The organism is Collinsella aerofaciens (assembly GCF_015548375.1).
In the GTDB taxonomy this organism is placed as follows: Bacteria; Actinomycetota; Coriobacteriia; order Coriobacteriales; family Coriobacteriaceae; genus Collinsella; species Collinsella aerofaciens_AB.
Map to the genome: position 1 here is coordinate 204,994 of NZ_JADMWW010000001.1, position 18,858 is coordinate 223,851.

The 18,858-nt window shown below is 58.8% G+C and carries 19 protein-coding genes and 5 tRNA genes; 7 read left to right on the forward strand and 17 right to left on the reverse strand.

Annotated features, from left to right (window positions below):
* Nucleotides 1-94: 94 nt before the first annotated feature.
* From I1969_RS00925 to I1969_RS00935, 3 genes are all read right to left on the reverse strand, one after another.
* A complete protein-coding gene (locus tag I1969_RS00925; protein ID WP_195232118.1) occupies nt 95-301 on the reverse strand; it encodes a hypothetical protein in 207 nt (68 codons plus the stop codon).
* A 186-nt stretch (nt 302-487) separates the two neighbouring features.
* Nucleotides 488-1,264, reverse strand: a complete 777-nt coding sequence (locus tag I1969_RS00930) for a hypothetical protein (RefSeq protein WP_195232119.1) — start codon at nt 1,262-1,264, stop codon at nt 488-490.
* Between the two features lie 312 nt (nt 1,265-1,576).
* A complete protein-coding gene (locus I1969_RS00935; protein WP_195232120.1) occupies nt 1,577-2,887 on the reverse strand; it encodes an O-acetylhomoserine aminocarboxypropyltransferase/cysteine synthase family protein in 1,311 nt (436 codons plus the stop codon).
* A 273-nt stretch (nt 2,888-3,160) separates the two neighbouring features.
* Between I1969_RS00935 and I1969_RS00940 the strand changes: the two genes are divergently transcribed.
* From I1969_RS00940 to I1969_RS00960, 5 genes are all read left to right on the forward strand, one after another.
* Nucleotides 3,161-4,063, forward strand: a complete 903-nt coding sequence (locus I1969_RS00940; RefSeq protein WP_035138871.1) for a LysR family transcriptional regulator — start codon at nt 3,161-3,163, stop codon at nt 4,061-4,063.
* Between the two features lie 99 nt (nt 4,064-4,162).
* On the forward strand, nt 4,163-4,648 hold the full coding sequence (gene rnhA, locus I1969_RS00945) for a ribonuclease HI (protein ID WP_117564440.1): 486 nt from the start codon (nt 4,163-4,165) through the stop codon (nt 4,646-4,648).
* Nucleotides 4,649-4,721: 73 nt separating this feature from the next.
* The gene (locus I1969_RS00950) at nt 4,722-5,828 is read left to right on the forward strand and encodes a Gfo/Idh/MocA family protein (RefSeq protein WP_195232121.1); all 1,107 of its coding nucleotides are present in this window, start codon (nt 4,722-4,724) and stop codon (nt 5,826-5,828) included.
* Nucleotides 5,829-5,830: 2 nt separating this feature from the next.
* The gene (locus I1969_RS00955; RefSeq protein WP_195232122.1) at nt 5,831-6,241 is read left to right on the forward strand and encodes an acylphosphatase; all 411 of its coding nucleotides are present in this window, start codon (nt 5,831-5,833) and stop codon (nt 6,239-6,241) included.
* Nucleotides 6,242-6,302: 61 nt separating this feature from the next.
* Complete coding sequence (locus I1969_RS00960) at nt 6,303-6,683, forward strand: Fur family transcriptional regulator (protein WP_195232123.1); 381 nt, start codon at nt 6,303-6,305, stop codon at nt 6,681-6,683.
* Nucleotides 6,684-6,698: 15 nt separating this feature from the next.
* Here I1969_RS00960 and I1969_RS00965 read toward each other — a convergent pair whose 3' ends face one another.
* The 3 genes from I1969_RS00965 to I1969_RS00975 form a co-directional block, all read right to left on the reverse strand.
* Nucleotides 6,699-7,496: an HAD-IIB family hydrolase gene (locus I1969_RS00965; RefSeq protein WP_195232124.1), complete on the reverse strand. Its 798-nt coding sequence runs from the start codon at nt 7,494-7,496 to the stop codon at nt 6,699-6,701.
* Nucleotides 7,497-7,580: 84 nt separating this feature from the next.
* Nucleotides 7,581-8,159, reverse strand: a complete 579-nt coding sequence (locus tag I1969_RS00970) for an urease accessory protein UreE (protein ID WP_195232125.1) — start codon at nt 8,157-8,159, stop codon at nt 7,581-7,583.
* A 3-nt stretch (nt 8,160-8,162) separates the two neighbouring features.
* Nucleotides 8,163-8,591: an FKBP-type peptidyl-prolyl cis-trans isomerase gene (locus I1969_RS00975; protein WP_117640821.1), complete on the reverse strand. Its 429-nt coding sequence runs from the start codon at nt 8,589-8,591 to the stop codon at nt 8,163-8,165.
* Between the two features lie 120 nt (nt 8,592-8,711).
* On the opposite strand from I1969_RS00975, the gene I1969_RS00980 reads away from it, so the two are divergent.
* Together I1969_RS00980 and I1969_RS00985 are read left to right on the forward strand one after the other, a co-directional pair.
* On the forward strand, nt 8,712-9,725 hold the full coding sequence (locus I1969_RS00980; RefSeq protein WP_195232126.1) for a dipeptidase: 1,014 nt from the start codon (nt 8,712-8,714) through the stop codon (nt 9,723-9,725).
* Nucleotides 9,726-9,799: 74 nt separating this feature from the next.
* Nucleotides 9,800-10,576 carry a M48 family metallopeptidase gene (locus I1969_RS00985; protein ID WP_195232127.1) on the forward strand — a complete coding sequence of 259 codons (777 nt, stop codon included), beginning with the start codon at nt 9,800-9,802 and terminating at the stop codon, nt 10,574-10,576.
* A gap of 6 nt (nt 10,577-10,582) precedes the next feature.
* On the opposite strand, the gene folB is transcribed toward I1969_RS00985, so the two are convergent.
* The 11 genes from folB to I1969_RS01040 form a co-directional block, all read right to left on the reverse strand.
* Nucleotides 10,583-11,068: a dihydroneopterin aldolase gene (gene folB / locus I1969_RS00990; protein ID WP_117820733.1), complete on the reverse strand. Its 486-nt coding sequence runs from the start codon at nt 11,066-11,068 to the stop codon at nt 10,583-10,585.
* A 43-nt stretch (nt 11,069-11,111) separates the two neighbouring features.
* Nucleotides 11,112-11,693 (reverse strand): HD domain-containing protein, encoded by a 582-nt coding sequence (locus tag I1969_RS00995; protein WP_195232128.1) that lies wholly within the window; start codon nt 11,691-11,693, stop codon nt 11,112-11,114.
* Nucleotides 11,694-11,695: 2 nt separating this feature from the next.
* Nucleotides 11,696-12,253, reverse strand: a complete 558-nt coding sequence (folE, locus tag I1969_RS01000) for a GTP cyclohydrolase I FolE (RefSeq protein WP_195232129.1) — start codon at nt 12,251-12,253, stop codon at nt 11,696-11,698.
* 66 nt (nt 12,254-12,319) lie between these two features.
* On the reverse strand, nt 12,320-12,901 hold the full coding sequence (nrdG, locus tag I1969_RS01005; protein WP_161144848.1) for an anaerobic ribonucleoside-triphosphate reductase activating protein: 582 nt from the start codon (nt 12,899-12,901) through the stop codon (nt 12,320-12,322).
* A 427-nt stretch (nt 12,902-13,328) separates the two neighbouring features.
* Complete coding sequence (gene nrdD, locus I1969_RS01010) at nt 13,329-15,551, reverse strand: anaerobic ribonucleoside-triphosphate reductase (protein ID WP_055309732.1); 2,223 nt, start codon at nt 15,549-15,551, stop codon at nt 13,329-13,331.
* Between the two features lie 636 nt (nt 15,552-16,187).
* Nucleotides 16,188-16,262: transfer RNA gene (locus tag I1969_RS01015), tRNA-Val, on the reverse strand.
* Between the two features lie 3 nt (nt 16,263-16,265).
* Nucleotides 16,266-16,341: transfer RNA gene (locus I1969_RS01020), tRNA-Gly, on the reverse strand.
* Between the two features lie 141 nt (nt 16,342-16,482).
* Nucleotides 16,483-18,216, reverse strand: a complete 1,734-nt coding sequence (locus tag I1969_RS01025; RefSeq protein WP_229028178.1) for a glycoside hydrolase family 13 protein — start codon at nt 18,214-18,216, stop codon at nt 16,483-16,485.
* A gap of 337 nt (nt 18,217-18,553) precedes the next feature.
* Nucleotides 18,554-18,629: transfer RNA gene (locus I1969_RS01030), tRNA-Gly, on the reverse strand.
* 42 nt (nt 18,630-18,671) lie between these two features.
* Nucleotides 18,672-18,745, reverse strand: a tRNA-Cys gene (locus tag I1969_RS01035).
* Nucleotides 18,746-18,779: 34 nt separating this feature from the next.
* A tRNA-Gly gene (locus I1969_RS01040) sits at nt 18,780-18,855 on the reverse strand.
* Nucleotides 18,856-18,858 lie beyond the last annotated feature (3 nt).

Here is an 18,858-nt window from a genome sequence, read left to right on the forward strand (position 1 = left end):
AGCCAGCAGATCCAATGGCAAAGCCGCCGCAAGGGGCACTCCCCTCGCGGCGGCTTCCTTTTTCATCTTTGGCCAAAAATCAGCTTCACAACGGTTAGAGCTGCGACTCCGACGCCTGGTCCTCATCGTCGCGACAAAGGACTACACCTGCACTTCCCAGCAGCGTGGCCGCGATCAGCGCGCCGACCACGATAGGAGCAGCCCCGCATGTCCCCTGAATGCCCGCGACGAGCGCGGCCGTGGGACCAAGGCAGCCAAGCATCAACGCGACGGCGGCAACGGCGATATCTCGAGCATTCACAAGACCACTTCCTCCAAGAGAAAGACCTTATTTCTCAAGAACCAGTGTGCCCCGCATCCATACGCCCAGCGTACCGCCACGGTAAGGGCTCTGTTAACTCAAACGCATACATAGAACGGACGTCCTTACGTTGCCCTAAAGCTCGGTAAAGACGCCCGTCCGCCAAATATCCGTGATGCAGAAAAATTACCAACCGGTGTAGTAATCGGTGGTTCCGGCAGCGCAGCCGGAGTCATAGACCTTGCAATCACCCTTGGAGCCCGTAAAGGTCGAGCCCTGGGCCATATCGCCCGCGGCAACAACGTAATAGCCGTCGGAATCGCGCCAGAAGCCCTCAGAATCCTGAGTCCATTCGCCCGTGCGATAGTGATAAAGCACATTGCTGCTGTAATAGGTCTCGCGGCGACCGTTGTAGTTATTGACACCCGCAGAGCGCGTCAGGCCCGATCCGTTCGCGTAGGACGCGGCAGACGCGTAGGACGGAGTGTAACCGGCGTTGTAGTACGAAGCCTGGGCGGCCTCGGCAGCCTCCGCCTCGGCGGCAGCAACCTCGAGCGCTTCGCGCTTGGCATCCTCAAGTGCAGTGCGCAGCTCGTCGAGCTCGGTCGACTTCGCGTCGACCTCCTCCATCGTCAAAAGACTGCCCGCGCCATCGATACAGCCCTGCAGCACAGCGCGCTCGTCATCGGTGGCATAGTCACCGTACATGTTCATGATGATCTGAGCGCGCATCTCCAGGGAATCGCGCTTGGCCTCCATCGAGGCGTTCCACTCCTGCATGGAACCATAACCATCGCCGCGATAGTCAACGGGCTGCACCAGCGTCGTCTCGGACGGCGTAGATCCAACCGTATCGGACAGTGTTGCGGCGTGGGCATCAGTTGCACCGGCGCCCGCCAAAAGTGCCACGGTCAGAGCGGCGGAAAGGGCGGCGGCTTTCGGTTTTCGTGAATCAATCCTCATGTAGCTGGAAACCTCCGTAGTGCGTTTTTGCTGCGTTTGAGCTGCGTGTGATTCGATCGCGCTGCATAGTACCCCGAGCAAATCGCGACCTGCGGTTTTACTTAAAAGGCGCACGTCAATTGCGTAAAACTCACATCCTCTCAACAGGAGTTTTCCACAACTCGAATGCATAAAGCGTGTCAAAAACCCTGTTTTTGCGCCCTCTCTATGCAAAAAAGGCGCCTGTGCAACCATTGTTCGCACAGGCGCCTTGAGCAGGCATTTTATACAGTTATACCTATCGAGTCGCAAGGGGTCCTTGCACAAGTCGCCTTACTCGTCCAGCGCGGCGAAGGCCTGCTTCAGATCCCAAATGATATCCTCGGCATTCTCGGTACCGATGGAAAGACGGATCGTGGAGGGCGTGATGTTCTGCTCGGCGAGCTCCTCGGCAGACAGCTGGGAGTGCGTGGTGGTAGCCGGGTGCACGACGAGCGACTTGACGTCGGCCACGTTGGCGAGCAGCGAGAACACCTGCAGATGATCAATGAACTTCCAAGCTGCCTCCTGGCCACCCTTAATCTCAAAGGTAAAGATCGAGGCACCGCCGTTGGGGAAGTACTTCTGATAGAGCTCGTGATCGGGGTGCTCAGGCAGGCTCGGGTGATTCACCTTGGCAACATGGCTGTCACCAGCCAGGAACTCAACGACCTTCTTGGTGTTCTCGACATGACGGTCAACGCGCAGCGACAGAGTCTCGGTGCCCTGGAGCAGGACCCAGGCGTTGAACGGGCTGATGCAGGCGCCCTCGTCACGCAGCAGGATGGCGCGGACATAGGTTGCGAAGGCGGCGGGACCGGCAGCCTCGGCAAACGAGACGCCATGGTAGGAGGGGTTGGGCTCGGCGATCTGCGCGTACTTTCCGCTCGCCTTCCAATCGAAGTTACCGCCGTCGACGATCACGCCGCCCAGCGAGGTGCCGTGGCCGCCGATGAACTTGGTTGCGGAGTGGACGACGATGTTGGCACCATGCTCCAGCGGGCGGAACAGATACGGGGTGCCGAAAGTGTTGTCGACGACAACCGGCAGACCGTGCTTCTTGGCGATCTCGGAGATGGCGTCGATGTTGGGGATGTCGGAGTTGGGGTTGCCGAGCGTCTCGAGATAGATGACCGTGGTGTTGTCCTTGATGGCGCCCTCGACCTCGTCCAGGTTGTGGGCATCGACGAAGGTGGTCTCGACGCCAAACTGGGAGAGCGTATGCTCCAGCAGGTTGTAGGAGCCACCGTAGATGGTCTTCTGAGCCACCACGTGGTCACCGGCCTGGGCAAGAGCCTGCAGGGTATAGGTGATGGCAGCAGCACCGGAGGCGACGGCAAGACCTGCCACGCCACCCTCGAGCGCGGCGATACGATCCTCGAAGACGCCCTGGGTGGAGTTGGTCAGACGGCCGTAGATGTTTCCGGCGTCGGCAAGACCAAAGCGGTCGGCGGCGTGCTGGGAGTTGCGGAACACATAGCTCGTGGTCTGGTAGATAGGCACGACACGGGAGTCGGATGCAGGATCGGCACTCTCCTGGCCAACGTGCAGCTGCAGGGTATCGAAACCAAAGGTGTGCTCGGGGTTGTTGATGAACTGGCTCATGATGATCTCCTTGATCGAACAAAAGTAAATAAAAAGAGAGAAGTAAGTCGCTGTCTCCTGATCACGCCGACGGGCGCAAACAGGAGCCCGGCATTCGTCTTGGTAAGCAATTCATATGCAGGCCTCCTTTCGCATCCCGGTTCCGTGGTCGGTTTAATTACCTACCGCCTTTGTGTGTTTTGAATAGTACGGGCATTGTTTCGCTCGGTCAATCACTTAAAAGCGCTAACTTGTTATCTGTTTTATAGATAACTATCGAAAGGACGGGCGCCGATGACCCTCCAGCAGCTTCGCTTTTTGATCGCCGTGGCAGAGTCCGGTTCGATCAACGCCGCAGCTCAGCGCCTCTATACCGCACAGTCCAATATCTCCAACGCCGTCAAAAGCCTGGAACAGGAACTTCATATCGAAATCTTTACGCGCTCTAGCCGCGGTGTTGCACTCACCAACGACGGCACCGAGCTTTTGGGTTATGCACGCCAGGTCGTAGAGCAGGCCGACATGCTTGAGGCCCGCTACGAGGACGGCGGTACCCCGCAAGCCCGCCTCGCCATTTCCGCCCAGCACTACGCCTTTTCGGTCGAGGCCTTTGTCAACGTAGTCGAGCGCTGCCGCGACAGCAAGTTCGAGTTCATCATGCGCGAGACCACCACATCGCAGATCATCGATGACGTCCGCGCGTTTCGCAGCGACATCGGCATCCTCTATCTGGACGACTTTAACGCCCGCGTCCTGCAGAAGGCCTTCGCCGATGCGCGCGCGAGCTTCCATCCCCTATTCGACGCGACGGTCCACGTCTTCGTTAGCGAGCGCCACCCGCTCGCACGCCGCCCTCAGCTGTCCCTTGCCGACCTCACACCATATACGCGCTACAGCTTTGAGCAGGGAACCTCAAACTCCTTCTATTACGCCGAGGAACCTTTTAGCTATATCCCTTGCGACCGCAACATACGAATCTCGGACCGCGGAACACTTACTAACCTACTTATCACGTCGAACGGCTACACCCTGTCGACCGGTGTCCTCTCCAATGAAATGCAATGGGGTATGGCATCGATCCCGTTAGCAGACGCCCCAACGATGCACGTAGGCTATATCATGCACGACGAGCGCAAGCCCTCTCCCCTCTTGCAGCAATACCTCGACGAGCTCAACCGCATCATCCATGCCAACTAACTGTCGGAAGACGGGGTAGAAATCGTAGATTGCTAGCCCTCGACGAACGCGGCGCTACAATGGTCACTCACACGAAACGTACCCAACGAAAGGAACCATGTGAAGGTCATCATCTATACCGACGGCTCGGCCCGATCAAATCCGGGACGCGGCGGCTACGGCGCCGTGCTCAAATACACCAACCCCGCCGGCAAGACCTTCACCTCCGAGCTTTCGCGCGGCTACGCCAAGACCACCAACAACCGCATGGAGCTCATGGCGGTCATCGTGGCGCTCGAGGCGCTCAACCGCCCCTGCGAGGTCGAAGTCCATTCCGATTCGCAGTACGTCGTCAACGCCTTCAACAAGCACTGGATCGACGGCTGGAAAAAGCGCGGATGGAAAACCGCCAACAAGCAGCCCGTCAAGAACCGCGACCTGTGGGAGCGCCTACTCACCGCCAAAAGTAAGCACAAGGTTGAGTTCATCTGGGTTAAGGGTCACGCCGGCCACGAGCTCAACGAGCGCTGCGATGAGCTCGCAACCACGGCGGCCGACGGCAGCAACCTCGATATCGACACCGGCTTTAACGAGAGCGACCTGTAATAGCGTTTTCGCGCAGCTTTATATCCCCACGCGCTACACTCATCCTGTAGACCAAACAACGCAAGGGGGACGTATGCTGCGCATCGCGACCATCGGCACATCCATGATCACCGACGACTTTATCCAAGTCGTCAACGCCAACGACCAAGCCGCGTTTGTGGGCACGCTTTCACGCGACGCCAATCGCGGTACTGCCTTTACCGCCGAGCGCGGTGGCGAGCGAAACTTTACGTCACTCGATGAGCTTGCGGCAGCCGTCGACGTCGACGCCGTCTATATCGGCAGCCCTAACGCACTTCACTACGAGCAGGCCCTTGCCTGCATCGCCGGTGGCAAGCACGTCATCGTCGAGAAACCCTTCTGCGCCACCGAAGCGCAGGCGCTGGAAGTCTTCCGCGCTGCCGAGGCAGCAGGTGTCGTGGCCCTCGAGGCCATGCGTCCCCTCCACGATCCCGCCTTCCACGCCATCGAGGACGCCCTGGGCGAGATCGCCCCCATCCGCCGCGCCTCATTGCGCTTTGGCAAGTATTCCTCGCGCTACAACGAGATTCTCGCGGGACGCGCCACCAATATCTTCGACTGCAATATGGCATCGGGTTCCCTCATGGACATTGGCGTCTACACCGTCGAGCCCATGGTCGAGATTTTCGGCATGCCCTCCGGCCTTACGAGCATGACTACTCTGCTCGACCCCACCACGCGACAGCTCACGCACGGCCCCATCGACGGCTGCGGTTCCATCCTCGCCAGCTACGGCGGTGGCCGCATCTCCGTCGAGCTCGCGCACTCCAAAATTACGAATGACCTGCTGCCCTCGCAGATAGAAGGCGAGCGTGGCACTATCCAGATCGACCATCTGTCCACGCCCCGCAACGTCCGCATCGACTATCGCGGCGACGTCGTACGCGGCTCGGCGACCGAGGCACCGCGCGAACAGGACGAGAACGGCCGCGTGCTCGACCTGCCCAAATCGAGCAACACTATGGAATACGAACTCACAGACTTTATCACCGCCATCGGCGGCATCGATAACGTTAAGGAAGAGATTTGGGAGACCCCGGCGGGACGCCACGAGCTTGGCCACTACCGCGATGTCACGCTCGTCTCACTGCGCATCATGGATGCCGTGCGCCAGCAGGCCGGCATTACTTTCCCGGCCGACGCAGGCAAGCAGGCATAGCGATGGGCCTCTTCGATACGTTCTTCTCCAGCGTCACCGGCGGCAGTCGAGAGCCTCAAAAACCATCAAACTTCGAGCTCGAGCTGCGCCGCAGGCTTACCGTACTCGCAAGCGACGAGGCCACTCAAGACACTCCCCTGCGCTATTTCCTGCACTGGACGGGGCAAGTCCAAGGCGTTGGTTTTCGCTTTACCAACACCAACCTCGCGCAGGCACGCTCCCTCACCGGCTGGGTGCGTAACATGGAAGACGGCTCAGTCGAGATGGAGATACAGGGAGCTCCGGCAAACATCCTATCTCATCTCGAGGCGCTTCATGCCTCCTACGAGTGCATGGGAACGCGTTTTCGCCTCGTAGACGCCCAGGCCCGAGCCCCACTTGCCAATGAAGACGGTTTCAGTCCTCATTATTAGTATTGTGTGCTAAATACGGTATCATTTACCTACGACCGTTAATAGAAAAGAGGCGAGGCGCATGGCGGTGCAAAGAAGGAATACCAGGCAGCGAAAGCTGGTTCTTGACGCCGTGCGCCAAAGTTATAACCATCCCACCGCCGACGAAATCTATAACGCCGTGCGCGAACAGGATGACAAGATCAGCCGCGGCACGGTCTACCGCAACCTCAATCTCTTGGCAGATGCCGGAGAAATCCTCTCGATCAAGACGCCGGGCGGGAGTCGCTTTGATCGCACCATCGAGCCGCACGCACATATCATCTGCACCTCGTGCAGCCGCGTCATCGACGTGCCGCTCCCCTTCGATGCCCAGCTCGACGCCGAGGCGTCCAAGCAAATCGGTTGGCACGTCACGTCGCACTACACCATCTTCGAGGGTCTCTGCCCCGACTGCCGGTAGATGTTTGGGGCATGCCTACTCGGCAAGTAGACGACGCAGTTCTTCTTCGACCGTGCGCACGTAGCGGACGCGGTCGTTGATGCCACGCATAGAGGGGTTGCAGCTCTCCATCAGATAGGGATGGCCCACGACGTTGAGCATGTCGCGGTCGTTTTCGTTATCGCCAAACGCCATCATCTCATCGGGCGAAATACCCAGGGCACGACCGTAGTCGGCAAGCGCGGAGCCCTTGCCCGAACCGAAACCGATAAAGTCCGTCCATTCGGTTCCCGACGTCATCACGTCAACACGGTCGCTAAAGAGGCGCTCGAAATACTCCAGGGCCGCCGGCTGATCCACCTCGGGCGTCTGGAAGGCGATCTTAATGACGTCCTCGTCGATGTCCTCGGGGCGGTCGACCACCGCCACATCGCAGTGGACCTCATAGCGCAAATGGTCGACGAACGCATCGTTGCCGCTCATGGTGTAGAGGTGTCCCTCACACGAAAGGGTCACGTCGGCATGGGGATACGCAACCACGGCATTCGCGATATCCATAGCAAGACTACGCTCCATGGAACGCTTGACAACGGCACGCCCCTCGCTCATCACCAGGGCTCCGTTCTCGCATACATAGGCGAGCTCATCGGCCACCGGGGTAAACAGATAGCGCAAGCTCGCATATTGACGACCGCTCGCCGGCATAAACACGATACCGCGACGATGCAGTTCATCGATGAGCTCAAAGGCCTCGGAACGCGGCTCGCGCTCCCCCCGATGCAGCAACGTGCCGTCCAAATCGCATGCAATCAGCTTGATTCCCTCAAGACCCATATGCTTTCCCCCCAAAGCACCTCATCAACAGTAAGACGGACTTTGAATAGCTGCCTCTCAAAGTCCGTCTTACTCATACGCACGTTAACCGCGCGCCTTTTTTACGATCGTAAAGTCGGGAGCCATACTCACAACGGCATCCGCCGCACTCGACGCAAAGCGCCGGTCCGCATCGAGTTCACGGGTAACCACCGAGAGCCAAACGCCCTCGACGCCCCGGAGCATGCGGCCCAAAACAGGCTGCACCGGCGTATACATGCGCACGGTATACTCGTCCGAATCGCCTCGGAAAAGCGGCGCGTGCATATTGCCGATCTCCCAGCACGCATGCGCGAGCGCAATCGGGTCCATGCGGTCGACTTCGACCAAATAAACCTCGGCACTGCGCAGGCGCACGACAACCGCCACGGGCACCATGCCCGAACGGTCGATGGCGAGCACATCGCCATCGGCAAGGCGATCGCCATCGGCAGCGCCCAGCCGAATATCGACCGTACGCCCCAGCTCCGTCACGCCCACAAATGTGCGGGCATCGGCCTGGTCCCAATCGAGTAGTAGCTCATCGACCTCAAAGACACCGCCCAGCTCCCGGCGAAGCAAAAGCTCATAGGACGGGTCGTTGAGATTTCCGAGACACGCTGTCGAAACCAGATTCACAGGCATAGCCTAGTCCTCGACCTCGACGAGCTCGATATCAAAGTTGAGGTCCTTGCCGGCAAGCTCGTGGTTGGCATCGAGCGTCACGGCCTCGGGCGTTACGTCGATGACGACGGCGGGGACGGGCATGCCGCTCGGCGTGGACAGGAAGAGCTTCATGCCCTTCTCGATCTGCTCGATGTTGGGAACCTGCTCGGCCGGGAAGGTAATAACCATCTCGGGATTGTGCTCGCCGTAGGCATCGGCAGCAGGAATGTGCACGGTCTTCTTCTCGCCCACCTGCATGTCGACAACAGCGGCGTCGAAGCCCTTGATCATCTGACCGGCGCCGCAGGTGAACTCCAGCGGCTCGCCGCGATCGTAGGAGCTATCGAACTGCGTGCCGTCGTCGAGCGTGCCGCGATAATGAGTCTTGACCTTCTTGCCCTGGTTGGACATGGTAACCTCCGTGATAAGGGCGGCGCACAACGCGGGCCGCCGTGAACATATGGCGCTAACTATACCCTAGTCATACAATTCAATGACAGTTTGCAAAGAAACGCTGCAACCGGAGGAACCATGGCATATCCCGTATTTGACCTACACTGCGACACCGCCGACCGCATCGGCTGGGCCACGCTCGATCTCGACCTGCGCTTTACCGCCGGCACCGACGGTTATTTCCCCGGCGACGAAACGCATCCGCAAGATTTCGACCTCATCGAGGGCAACGCCTGCGCCATCTCGCTCGCAAAGATCGGCAACACGCCATGGGCACAGTGCTTCGCCACGTTTGTCCCCGATGAGATTCCCACCGCCCACGCCGCGCGCTTCCAGGCGCAGATCATGGCGCATATGAGCGGCCAGGCAATGCTCAACCACGACCGCATGGTCAACGTACGCAGCGCGGCAGACATTCGCCCCGCGCTCAAAGACGGCAAGGTCGCCTGCATCCACACCATCGAAAACGCCACGTTCTTTGCCGAGGACCCCGCGTTGATCGAGGTGCTCAAGAGCTTGGGCGTACTCATGTCATCGCTCAGCTGGAATGCGCAGGGACCGCTCGCGAGCGGACACGATACCCACACCGGCCTCACCGCCGCCGGCATCGAGGCACTTACGCAGATGGAGCACGCCGGCATGGTGCTTGACGTCTCCCACCTCAACGATGAGTGCTTTGACGAGGTTGTCGCCCACGCCACACGTCCCTTCGTCGCCAGCCACTCCAACTCCCGTGCGGTTTGCGGCGTCAAACGCAACCTTACCGACGACCAGTTCCGCACCATTCGCGACATGGGCGGTATCGTCGGCCTCAACTACTGCAGCGAGTTCCTTTCCAACGACGCAACCGACAAGACCGCCGCAGACGTCACCTTCGACCAGCTGGCGGCACATATCGAGCACTGGCTCGACCTGGGCGGCGAGGACGTCATCGCGCTCGGCGGCGACTGGGACGGTGCCACGGTGCCCGCCTTCCTCTCCGATGCCAGCAAGATGCCCGAGTTCCAGAACATGCTCTCCAAGCACTTTGGCAAGACCGTGATGCAGAAGCTCTGCAGCGATAATGCCCTTGCCTTCTTCGAGCGTTATTAATTTCACATCCCCTGAGCGAGCCGGCATGCCGAACGGTCGACATGCCGGCCCGTCCCCAATCTGAAGGACCGCTTTTGACGCAGCAGTTTACGATTTCCGTATCCCGACCGGATGGGACGCCCATCCCCGTCGTCGTTACCAAAAAGTGCGTCAAGAACTTCAACCTACGCGTCACATCGAGCGGCGAGGTCCACGCCAGCGCACCACTTGGCGCCAGCCGCGAGCGTATTGAAGCGTTTGTGAAGCGCAACAGCGCCTGGATTATCAGCCGACGTGCCCAGCGCGAGCAACGTCAGGCGACGGCGCGAGAGCCGCTCAGTCCCTCGTCCATCATTGCACTTTGGGGCAAGCCCATCACGGTACAGGATGCACTCGATCATAACTTTGCATCACCCGCACCGCGGCCCAAGCAGGCTACCTTCGCAAGTTTTATGGGTACCGACGAACCAAACGGACGTCCGCAGGCCAAGTGGAACGCGACCCTCGACGGCTTAACGCCCAGTGAGATCCAAGCCCATATTGACCAGCTCTATACGTCCGAGGTCACATCGGCACTGCGCGATATGGTGCACGCATACGAAATCGCAATGGGTGTCGCCGTATCCCGCGTTTCCGTACGCAGCATGAAAACGCGTTGGGGATCATGCACGCCCAAGACCGGAGCCATTCGCATCGCACGCGAACTTGCCGCCTATCCCATCGAATGCCTCGACATGGTTGTCGCCCACGAGCTCGTCCACTTGCTCGAGCCAAGCCACAACCAGCGGTTCCACGTCCTGCTCGACACATACTGCCCCAACAATAGAGCACTTTCTCAGCGACTCAAGCAGCCACCCATAGAGACGTATTAGAACCGGTTAGCGCACGCGCTCGATCTCGACGCCGCAGCTTGCCAGGGGAAGACCGACGGGCGCCCACGGCTTATCGAGCTTTATGCGCACACCAAGCAGCAAGGGATAACGACGCAACAGCATCTGGGCCACACCCTCGGCTGCCGCCTCGATAAGTTTAAACGTATGCTCGCGCAGATACCCATCGACATCGTGGCACACCGAGCCGTAGTCAATCGAGGCGTCCAGGTTATCGTGCTCCCCCGCTGCACGCAGGTCGGCATAGAGCACCAAGGACACGATGAACTTCTGGCCCAGCGCGTTCTCTTCGGGATACACGCCGTGGTTGGCAAAGACCTCGAGACCGTCGATAGTAATGCGGTCAGCATGGCGCAGATCGTCATAGCTCACGTGGGGAACCGCCGTTGCGGTGGATATTTCGCCCCTTCCACGGCGGGCGAGCTCGGCGCCTTCAGTCTTGGTTGCATTCTCGGGCAGTTTCTTGTTGCTCATCGCGATCGTCTCCTTCGTTTAGAACCCCGACCGCGTAAACTAACTACACGCGAATCGACAGGTTCTTTTTATCATCGCTCCAGTTGCAAGCATTGCGCGCGGGGCATGCAAAGCAGGCGCGCGACGCTTTGTCGGCTGCATAGAGCAGGCGCTCGAGCGGTTGGCTGTTCACGCGCAGCTTTCGATGGCCCAGAATGGCCGTCTTAATGGCTGCGGCATCGGCCGGCTCAAACGCTACGTCATCGGGCATGCCGCCGAGAATCGCATCAGCGACGCGTTCGCTTGCAACATCATGGGATATACCCGATTCGTACTGTTCATCTTTGCCGATATCGTGAAGAAGTGCCGTGGCGTAGATGACCTCGCGGTCAAATTCGAGATCTTCCTCGAGATTCTTAATCCACATAATACGAGCGACATCCAGCAGGTGGTCAATACCGTGGCGGCAGAAGATGCGCCCCGATTCCAACTGTGCAATGTTGCCCAGGTGCCGCCGGAACAGGCCGTTGGCACAGATGTAATCGATACGAGGCATGACGCCAAAAGGCGCCAGGCCCGAAGCCATAAAACCGCGACGCGGCGTTCCCTCGTCAGTATTCGATGTAAAGTCGTTGACGACTCTCATAGTTAGCGTCCCAGCATCCTAAAGAATCGCTCCTCGAGCGACGGATCGGCCTCAAAGACGCCGCGACGAGCGAGCGTCACGGTCTTGGTGCCAGGCTTTTGCACGCCGCGCATGGTCATGCACATATGCTCGGCTTCCATGAGCACAATCGCTCCCTGGGGAGCGAGATACTCCATGAGGGCATCGGCAACCTGTGCACACAGCTGCTCCTGCAGCTGCAGACGACGGGCATAGACCTCAACCGTGCGGGCAAGCTTAGAAAGCCCTGCGACACGGCCGTTGGGGATATAGCCAATGGCAGCCTTGCCGTAAAACGGCAGCAGATGATGCTCGCACAGCGAGTAAAACGTAATGTCGCGCTCGATAACCAAATCGTTCGAAGCGACGGCAAAGGTTTTAGACAGGTGTTCCTCGGCACTCTGGTCCATACCGCCGGCGATCTCACCATACATACGGGCAACGCGCGCCGGGGTCTCCAGCAGGCCCTCACGAGTTGGATCCTCGCCTATGCCCTCAAGCAATAGCTTAATGGCGGCCTCGACTTTTTCCTGATCGACCATCTGGGCCTCACTTTTCCGATTTTGCGTTCGCGCTATGGTACCACGCCCTTTGGCATCGGCCACAAGCTACATAGTATGGGTCGAATAGACTGGATCGTCCCGCCAAAGTTCAACCGCATCACAAAGCGCAACACCCTCGCGCTCAGCACGGTCGCGCGTAGCGTTCATATCGATCACACGCTGGTTACTCGAGCCCCTAAAACGCAATGAGATATCGTACAGCTCCTGAACAAACGGGCCATCCACCAACATATCGAGGCAGGCAAGGATACGGTCCGTCGCCTCGGTATGGTGACGACCACCCGGCATAAGCTCCTCGAGCACGTCGCCGGTAAAACACCAAATGGTCTTTCCTGACCCCGCGGGATAGGCCGCACGCACGCGTTCGATAAAGTCAACAAGCCCCACCTGATTCTCGGGCTCCATAGGCTCGCCGCCCAGAATCGTCAGGCCGTCAATAAAGGGATGATCGAGGCTCTCGATAATCTTGTCCTCGACGGCACGATCGAACGGCTCGCCCGCAGCAAAGTCCCACGCGACAGAGTTAAAGCAGTTCTTGCACCCACGACGGCACCCACTCACAAACAGAGAAGTACGAACGCCTTCCCCATCAGCAATGTCGAAATACTTAATGTTCGCGTAGTTCATAGGTAACTCTCCCGGGAGGCCGGGACATATCATCCCGTCCTCAAACATTCTCGGCCTGCGGCCTGCGAAACTGCGGGCGGGACGATATGCCCCGGCCTCATGCAAAGGGTAACTCAATGAACGAAGCGAACATCGAGTATAGGGTTCGAGGTCCAATAAAAACTTTGTTGCAGCCCAACCGTCATCGCAAGCAAAACGTTGTTGCAAGTCAACTCATTTCCGCTAAGAACTTCGAGAAGTGAGCAGACCGCATGCTGCATCTCAACTACGTCAACTTGGCTGAACCGAGAGGGCCGCTTGGGCTTTTGCTCGATATGAGTTCCGCACGCAAAGAAGGCCACTTAATGTGGCCTTCGTCTTGCGCAGGACTGTCCGAAATAGCGAGCAAATGCCCAAGCGGCCCTCTCGGTTCAGCCCCGGAGCGGTATTAGAGATGCAGCACGCGGTCGCGGATCTCCTCGGTTCGACCCTGGTTCCAGAATTGAGTACCGATGTAGCCGCACGTACGACGGGCGACATTCATCTTCTCCTGATCGCGGTTGCCGCAATTGGGGCACTCCCACACCAGCTTGCCGTCATCCTCGACAATCTTGATCTCGCCGTCGTAGCCGCACACCTGGCAGTAGTCGCTCTTGGTGTTGAGCTCGGCGTACATGATGTTGTCGTAGATGTACTGCATCACGCGAATGACAGCCTTGAGGTTGTCCTGCATGTTGGGAACCTCGACGTAGGAGATGGCACCGCCCGGCGAAAGCTGCTGGAACATACCCTCGAACTTGAGCTTATCGAAAGCATCAATCTCCTCAGACACATGGACGTGGTAGCTGTTGGTGATGTAGCCCTTGTCCGTCACGCCCGGGATGATGCCAAAACGACGCTGCAGGCACTTGGCGAACTTGTAGGTCGTCGACTCAAGCGGGGTACCGTACAGCGAGAAGTCAATATCGCTTTCGGCCTTCCACTCGGCGCACTTGTCGTTCATGCGTTGCATGACGGCCATGGCAAAGGGCGTGCCCTCCTTCTCGGTGTGGCTGTGGCCCGTCATATACTTGACGCACTCATACAGGCCGGCATAACCCAGACTAATGGTGGAGTAACCGCCCACGAGCAGCTTGTCGATCGTCTCGCCCTTCTTCAGGCGGGCGAGGGCACCGTACTGCCAAAGAATCGGTGCGGCGTCAGAAAGCGTACCCATCAGACGCTCATGACGGCACAGCAGGGCGCGGTGGCACAGCTCAAGGCGCTCGTCGAAGATCTTCCAGAACTTGTCCATGTCCTGATGCGAGCTCAGCGCGACATCAGGCAGGTTGATGGTCACGACGCCCTGGTTAAAGCGACCATAGTACTTGGGCTTGTTCGGGTCGTAGTTCAGCGCGTTGGCAACGTTGTTAAAGCCGTTGCCCGAGCGGTCGGGCGTCAAGAAGCTGCGGCAGCCCATGCAGGTATAGCAGTCGCCGTTGCCGGCGGTCTCGCCCTTCGACAGCTTGAGCTCGCGCATCTTCTTCTCGGAGATGTAGTCGGGAACCATGCGCTTGGCGGTGCACTTGGCAGCCAGCTGGGTCAGGTAGAAGTACGGGGAATCCTCGTGAACGTTATCGTCCTCGAGTACATAGATGAGCTTGGGGAATGCCGGGGTAATCCAAACGCCGGCCTCGTTCTTAACGCCCTCGTAGCGCTGGCGAAGCGTCTCCTCCACGATCATGGCAAGGTCGTGCTTCTCCTGAGGCGTACGGGCCTCGTTAAGATACATAAAGACCGTCACGAACGGCGCCTGGCCATTGGTGGTCATAAGGGTCACGACCTGATACTGAATCGTCTGGACGCCGCGACGAATCTCATCGCGCAGGCGATCCTCAACAACCTCGCGGACCTTTTCGGGAGATGCGGAAACGCCGAGCTCCTCGAGCTCGCGGGCGACCTCGCCGCGAATCTTTTGACGGCTCACCTCGACGAACGGGGCAAGATGGGTCAGCGAAATCGACTGGCCACCGTACTGGGAGGAAGCAACCTGAGCGATGATCTGCGTCGCGATGTTGCAGGCAGTCGAGAAGCTGTGCGGCTTCTCGATCAGCGTGCCCGAAATAACAGTACCGTTCTGGAGCATATCCTCCAGGTTCACCAGGTCGCAGTTATGCATGTGCTGGGCAAAGTAGTCCGAATCATGGAAGTGAATCAGACCCTCATTGTGAGCATCCACAATCTCCTGGGGCAGCAGCACACGCTGGGTCAGGTCCTTGGAGATCTCGCCGGCCATGTAGTCACGCTGAACGGAATTGACGGTCGGGTTCTTGTTGGAGTTCTCCTGCTTAACCTCTTCGTTGTTGCACTCGATCAGCGACAGGATCTTGTCATCGGTCGTGTTCTTCTGGCGCTTCAGGCTCTGAACATAGCGATAGATGATGTAGTGGCGGGCAACCTCGTAGCAGTCGAGACGCATGATCTCGTCCTCGACCAAATCCTGAATCTCCTCGACCGAAACAGTGTGGCCCGCGTTCTCGCATGCCTCGGCGACGTTTTGTGCCGCGTAAACCACCTGGCGGTCGGTAAGACGAGAGCTCTCCTCGACCTCCAAGTTTGCGGCACGGATGGCATTGACGATCTTATCGATGTCAAAGACAACCTCGGTGCCGCTGCGCTTGATGATCTTCATCCTCTTGCCTCTTTCGCATCGTAGCCTCATTGCGCTTCAGAGCCAAACGATGCCCGGCAGGGCTTACCCTGTCTTGCGGCGCCGTCGCGCAATCTGTGTTTTCGATAACCATAGGCCCTCATGCGGACAATCCTCGCAGCCAATCAAGGGGCTCAAAGATCCATCCAAATAATGGGGCGAATAAGGTTCTCGTTCTCTGTCCGCCATCTATCATACGACAAAGAGGCATCTATATCCTGTATTCTTTTTTTAGGTCAAACACAACATATAGTGTTTCAGCAGGTCAAAGCAATTGGTCAATTTGCAGACGCATTATAAATGAAGGCCTCTTGGCAGACTGCTAAAACGTTATCAACCCAACTACCTGCACAGCAGTTTTGAAACCCCCTCAACCGTGCCGCCGCCAAATAGCACCAAAACCAAGCTGCTCGCGCCAAAAGAATCCAAAAGATTGTCCTTGACCAACATGTTGCGGTCATGATGGGCCAGGACACATGCAATCTGCCGGCACCCCTACGGGATACAAAGACCATCGCGTACGGACCTTGGATCAATATTTGATGACTTATTTGGCGGCGCGCTTGGTGGCAAAAAACAAAACAGCCCAGAGGACATAGCCTCTGAGCTGCGAACATTTGGTGGGCGTTAGAAGATTTGAACTTCTGACCTCTTCCGTGTCAGGGAAGCGCTCTCCCCCTGAGCTAAACGCCCAAATGGAGCGGACAACGGGGCTCGAACCCGCGACCCCAACCTTGGCAAGGTTGTGCTCTACCAACTGAGCCATGTCCGCTTACGAGGATTAATCTTACGTGATGCCCGCATCCTATGCAAGAACTTTTTTTGAAAAGTTTTGCGACGCCCTCGCGAACCTCGCGAAGACATCAGCCACCACGGAAGGCGCAGGCAAACGCAAACTCGCCGCAAGAGGCCCTTACATCTCACCGAGCATGATCCAGGCAGAGCTGTCCTGCGCGAGTCTGCCGTCTGCAAGCGCTGATGAGGTGAGCAGGACCCTGCCCGCCGGCAGCTCCACGGGTGCTGCACCGAAGTTCGTCACGCACGCCCAGCCGTTATCGCGGCGATAGGCGATGACGCCGCCCTCAGCGCCCTCGGCACCATCCGCAAGACCGGTGCGCCCGTCAAGATCGAGCCACGCAAGATCGTTGGCGCACCCGCGCAGCTTGCGCCGCAGCCAGAGGGCGTCACGATAGAGCGCAAGCATCGATGTCGGGTCCGTTTCTTCCCTATCGGCAGCATAATCGGAAAACCATGCAGGCTGCGGCAGATGGGGCGCCGCATCAGCGTCCGCCGGCGAAAACCCAAACGATCCGCCCTGCGCGGGATCGTCCGCCGCTACCCACGGCAGGGGCACACGACAGCCGTCGCGCCCCTTCTCGCGCTTCGGTCCGCGCGTATTGGTTGCACTGGGATCTTCGAGTGCAGTCCACGGGATATCAGCCACCTCAAAAAGACCGAGCTCCTCACCCTGATACACGTATGCCGAGCCCGGAAGCGCCAGTTCAAGCAAAAGGGCCGCCCGCGCGCGGCGCTCGCCGAGTTCACGGTCCTCGTCATAAGACGACCCGTCGCGTAAGAGCCAGTCGAGCGCAATCTGGTGGTAGCGCGTCGCCTTGATTTGCGGCAGGGCATAGCGCGTCGCCACGCGCGGCACGTCGTGGTTGGAGAGTACCCAGGTCGAGGCGGAATCGGATTCGATAGCTGCCTTCAAGCCCTCCTCGATTGCAGCGTGCATGTCATCATAGGTCCAAGTGGCCTTGGCAAACTCAAAGTTGAATGTCTGGCCAAGCTCGCTGGGACGCGCATAGAGATACTGGCGCTCAGGCAGCACCCACGCCTCGGCAACGGCGCTGCGCGGCGGATTATAGCGGTCGAACACGCGGCGCCACTCGCGATAGATCTCGTGGACCTCGTTGCGGTCCCACAGCGGATGGGTGCCGTCGTCAACCATGTCATCGCCCTCGGCGAGATGCCACCGGTCGAGGTCATCGCGGTCGAGATCCTTGGCGAGACCGTGCGCCACATCGATGCGAAAGCCATCGACGCCTCGATCGCTCCAAAACGCCAGGACGTCGCAAAAGAACGCGTGAACCTCGGGGCATGACCAGTCAAAGTCCGGCTGCTCGGGCGTAAACATGTGCAGATACCATTGACCGTCCGCAACACGCGTCCAGGCGGGGCCGCCAAAGTTGGCATTCCAATTGGTGGGAGGCAGCTCGCCATGCTCGCCGCGACCATCGCGGAAGATATAACGGGCGCGCTCGGGCGATCCGGGGCCGGCGGCAAGAGCGGCTTTGAACCAGGGGTGCTGGTTGGATGAATGGTTGGGCACGATATCGACGATGACCTTGATGCCGCGCGCGTGAGCCGCAGCGATCATGTCATCGAAGTCGTCAAGCGAGCCGAGACGTGGGTCGACATCGCAGTAGTCCGCCACATCATAGCCGCCATCGACAAGAGGCGAAGGGTAAAACGGGCTCAGCCAGATGGCCTCGATGCCCAGCCGCTCAAGATAGTCCATCTGCTGGGTAATGCCCGCGATATCGCCCAGACCCGAACCGGTCGAATCCTTAAACGAACGCGGGTAGATCTGATAGATCGCGGCATCGGACATCCATGAGCGCGAAGAGGACTTTTCTGCAGCCATGGGGTGAGCCTCCCTTGCAACGAGGTTTTGCGAGATGCCCACGATGATACGCCCAAAGCTGTCATTCGAGGCAAACAACGCCACAGCCACACCCCAAAACGCTCGCTCCCTCTCGGGCTCGAGCCTCCTGGGACGAATCGATCGATTAGTGAAAAGAACGGAAGACTCACTCCCCCGGCCACAACAGCGAGCGGGCTCCGGGTGCCCCAGGTTGCCGCGAAAGAGGAGGGAAGCGTACTTTATGTACGCGACCGACGATTGAGGGGGCAAGATGGGGTGCCCGGGGCTCGCGCAGCGTCAACAAAAAACGCGGTTCGTTAGAACCGCGTAAGATAGTTGGAGCGGACAACGGGGCTCGAACCCGCGACCCCAACCTTGGCAAGGTTGTGCTCTACCAACTGAGCCATGTCCGCATATGTAAAACAAAACGGGCGCCGGAGCGCCCGGATGTTGCCTGGAGGCGAAGCCCGGATTCGAACCGGGGGTAAAGGCTTTGCAGGCCTCTGCCTTACCACTTGGCCACTTCGCCGAAAAAGGACCGCCTAAACGGTCCGGAAATGCAATGGAGCGGACAACGGGGCTCGAACCCGCGACCCCAACCTTGGCAAGGTTGTGCTCTACCAACTGAGCCATGTCCGCTTG

Bases quoted from the DNA above. Each gene is read 5' to 3' on its own strand.
- I1969_RS00950 (WP_195232121.1), top strand. From the start codon at position 4,722: ATGCTGCGCATCGCGACCATCGGCACATCCATGATCACCGACGACTTT.
- I1969_RS00995 (WP_195232128.1), bottom strand. From the start codon at position 11,693: ATGAGAGTCGTCAACGACTTTACATCGAATACTGACGAGGGAACGCCG.
- folE (WP_195232129.1), bottom strand. From the start codon at position 12,253: ATGGTCGATCAGGAAAAAGTCGAGGCCGCCATTAAGCTATTGCTTGAG.
- I1969_RS00970 (WP_195232125.1), bottom strand. From the start codon at position 8,159: ATGCCTGTGAATCTGGTTTCGACAGCGTGTCTCGGAAATCTCAACGAC.
- I1969_RS00955 (WP_195232122.1), top strand. From the start codon at position 5,831: ATGGGCCTCTTCGATACGTTCTTCTCCAGCGTCACCGGCGGCAGTCGA.
- folB (WP_117820733.1), bottom strand. From the start codon at position 11,068: ATGAGCAACAAGAAACTGCCCGAGAATGCAACCAAGACTGAAGGCGCC.
- I1969_RS00960 (WP_195232123.1), top strand. From the start codon at position 6,303: ATGGCGGTGCAAAGAAGGAATACCAGGCAGCGAAAGCTGGTTCTTGAC.
- I1969_RS00975 (WP_117640821.1), bottom strand. From the start codon at position 8,591: ATGTCCAACCAGGGCAAGAAGGTCAAGACTCATTATCGCGGCACGCTC.
- I1969_RS01025 (WP_229028178.1), bottom strand. From the start codon at position 18,216: ATGGCTGCAGAAAAGTCCTCTTCGCGCTCATGGATGTCCGATGCCGCG.
- nrdD (WP_055309732.1), bottom strand. From the start codon at position 15,551: ATGAAGATCATCAAGCGCAGCGGCACCGAGGTTGTCTTTGACATCGAT.
- I1969_RS00930 (WP_195232119.1), bottom strand. From the start codon at position 1,264: ATGAGGATTGATTCACGAAAACCGAAAGCCGCCGCCCTTTCCGCCGCT.
- nrdG (WP_161144848.1), bottom strand. From the start codon at position 12,901: ATGAACTACGCGAACATTAAGTATTTCGACATTGCTGATGGGGAAGGC.
- I1969_RS00935 (WP_195232120.1), bottom strand. From the start codon at position 2,887: ATGAGCCAGTTCATCAACAACCCCGAGCACACCTTTGGTTTCGATACC.
- I1969_RS00980 (WP_195232126.1), top strand. From the start codon at position 8,712: ATGGCATATCCCGTATTTGACCTACACTGCGACACCGCCGACCGCATC.
- I1969_RS00965 (WP_195232124.1), bottom strand. From the start codon at position 7,496: ATGGGTCTTGAGGGAATCAAGCTGATTGCATGCGATTTGGACGGCACG.
- I1969_RS00940 (WP_035138871.1), top strand. From the start codon at position 3,161: ATGACCCTCCAGCAGCTTCGCTTTTTGATCGCCGTGGCAGAGTCCGGT.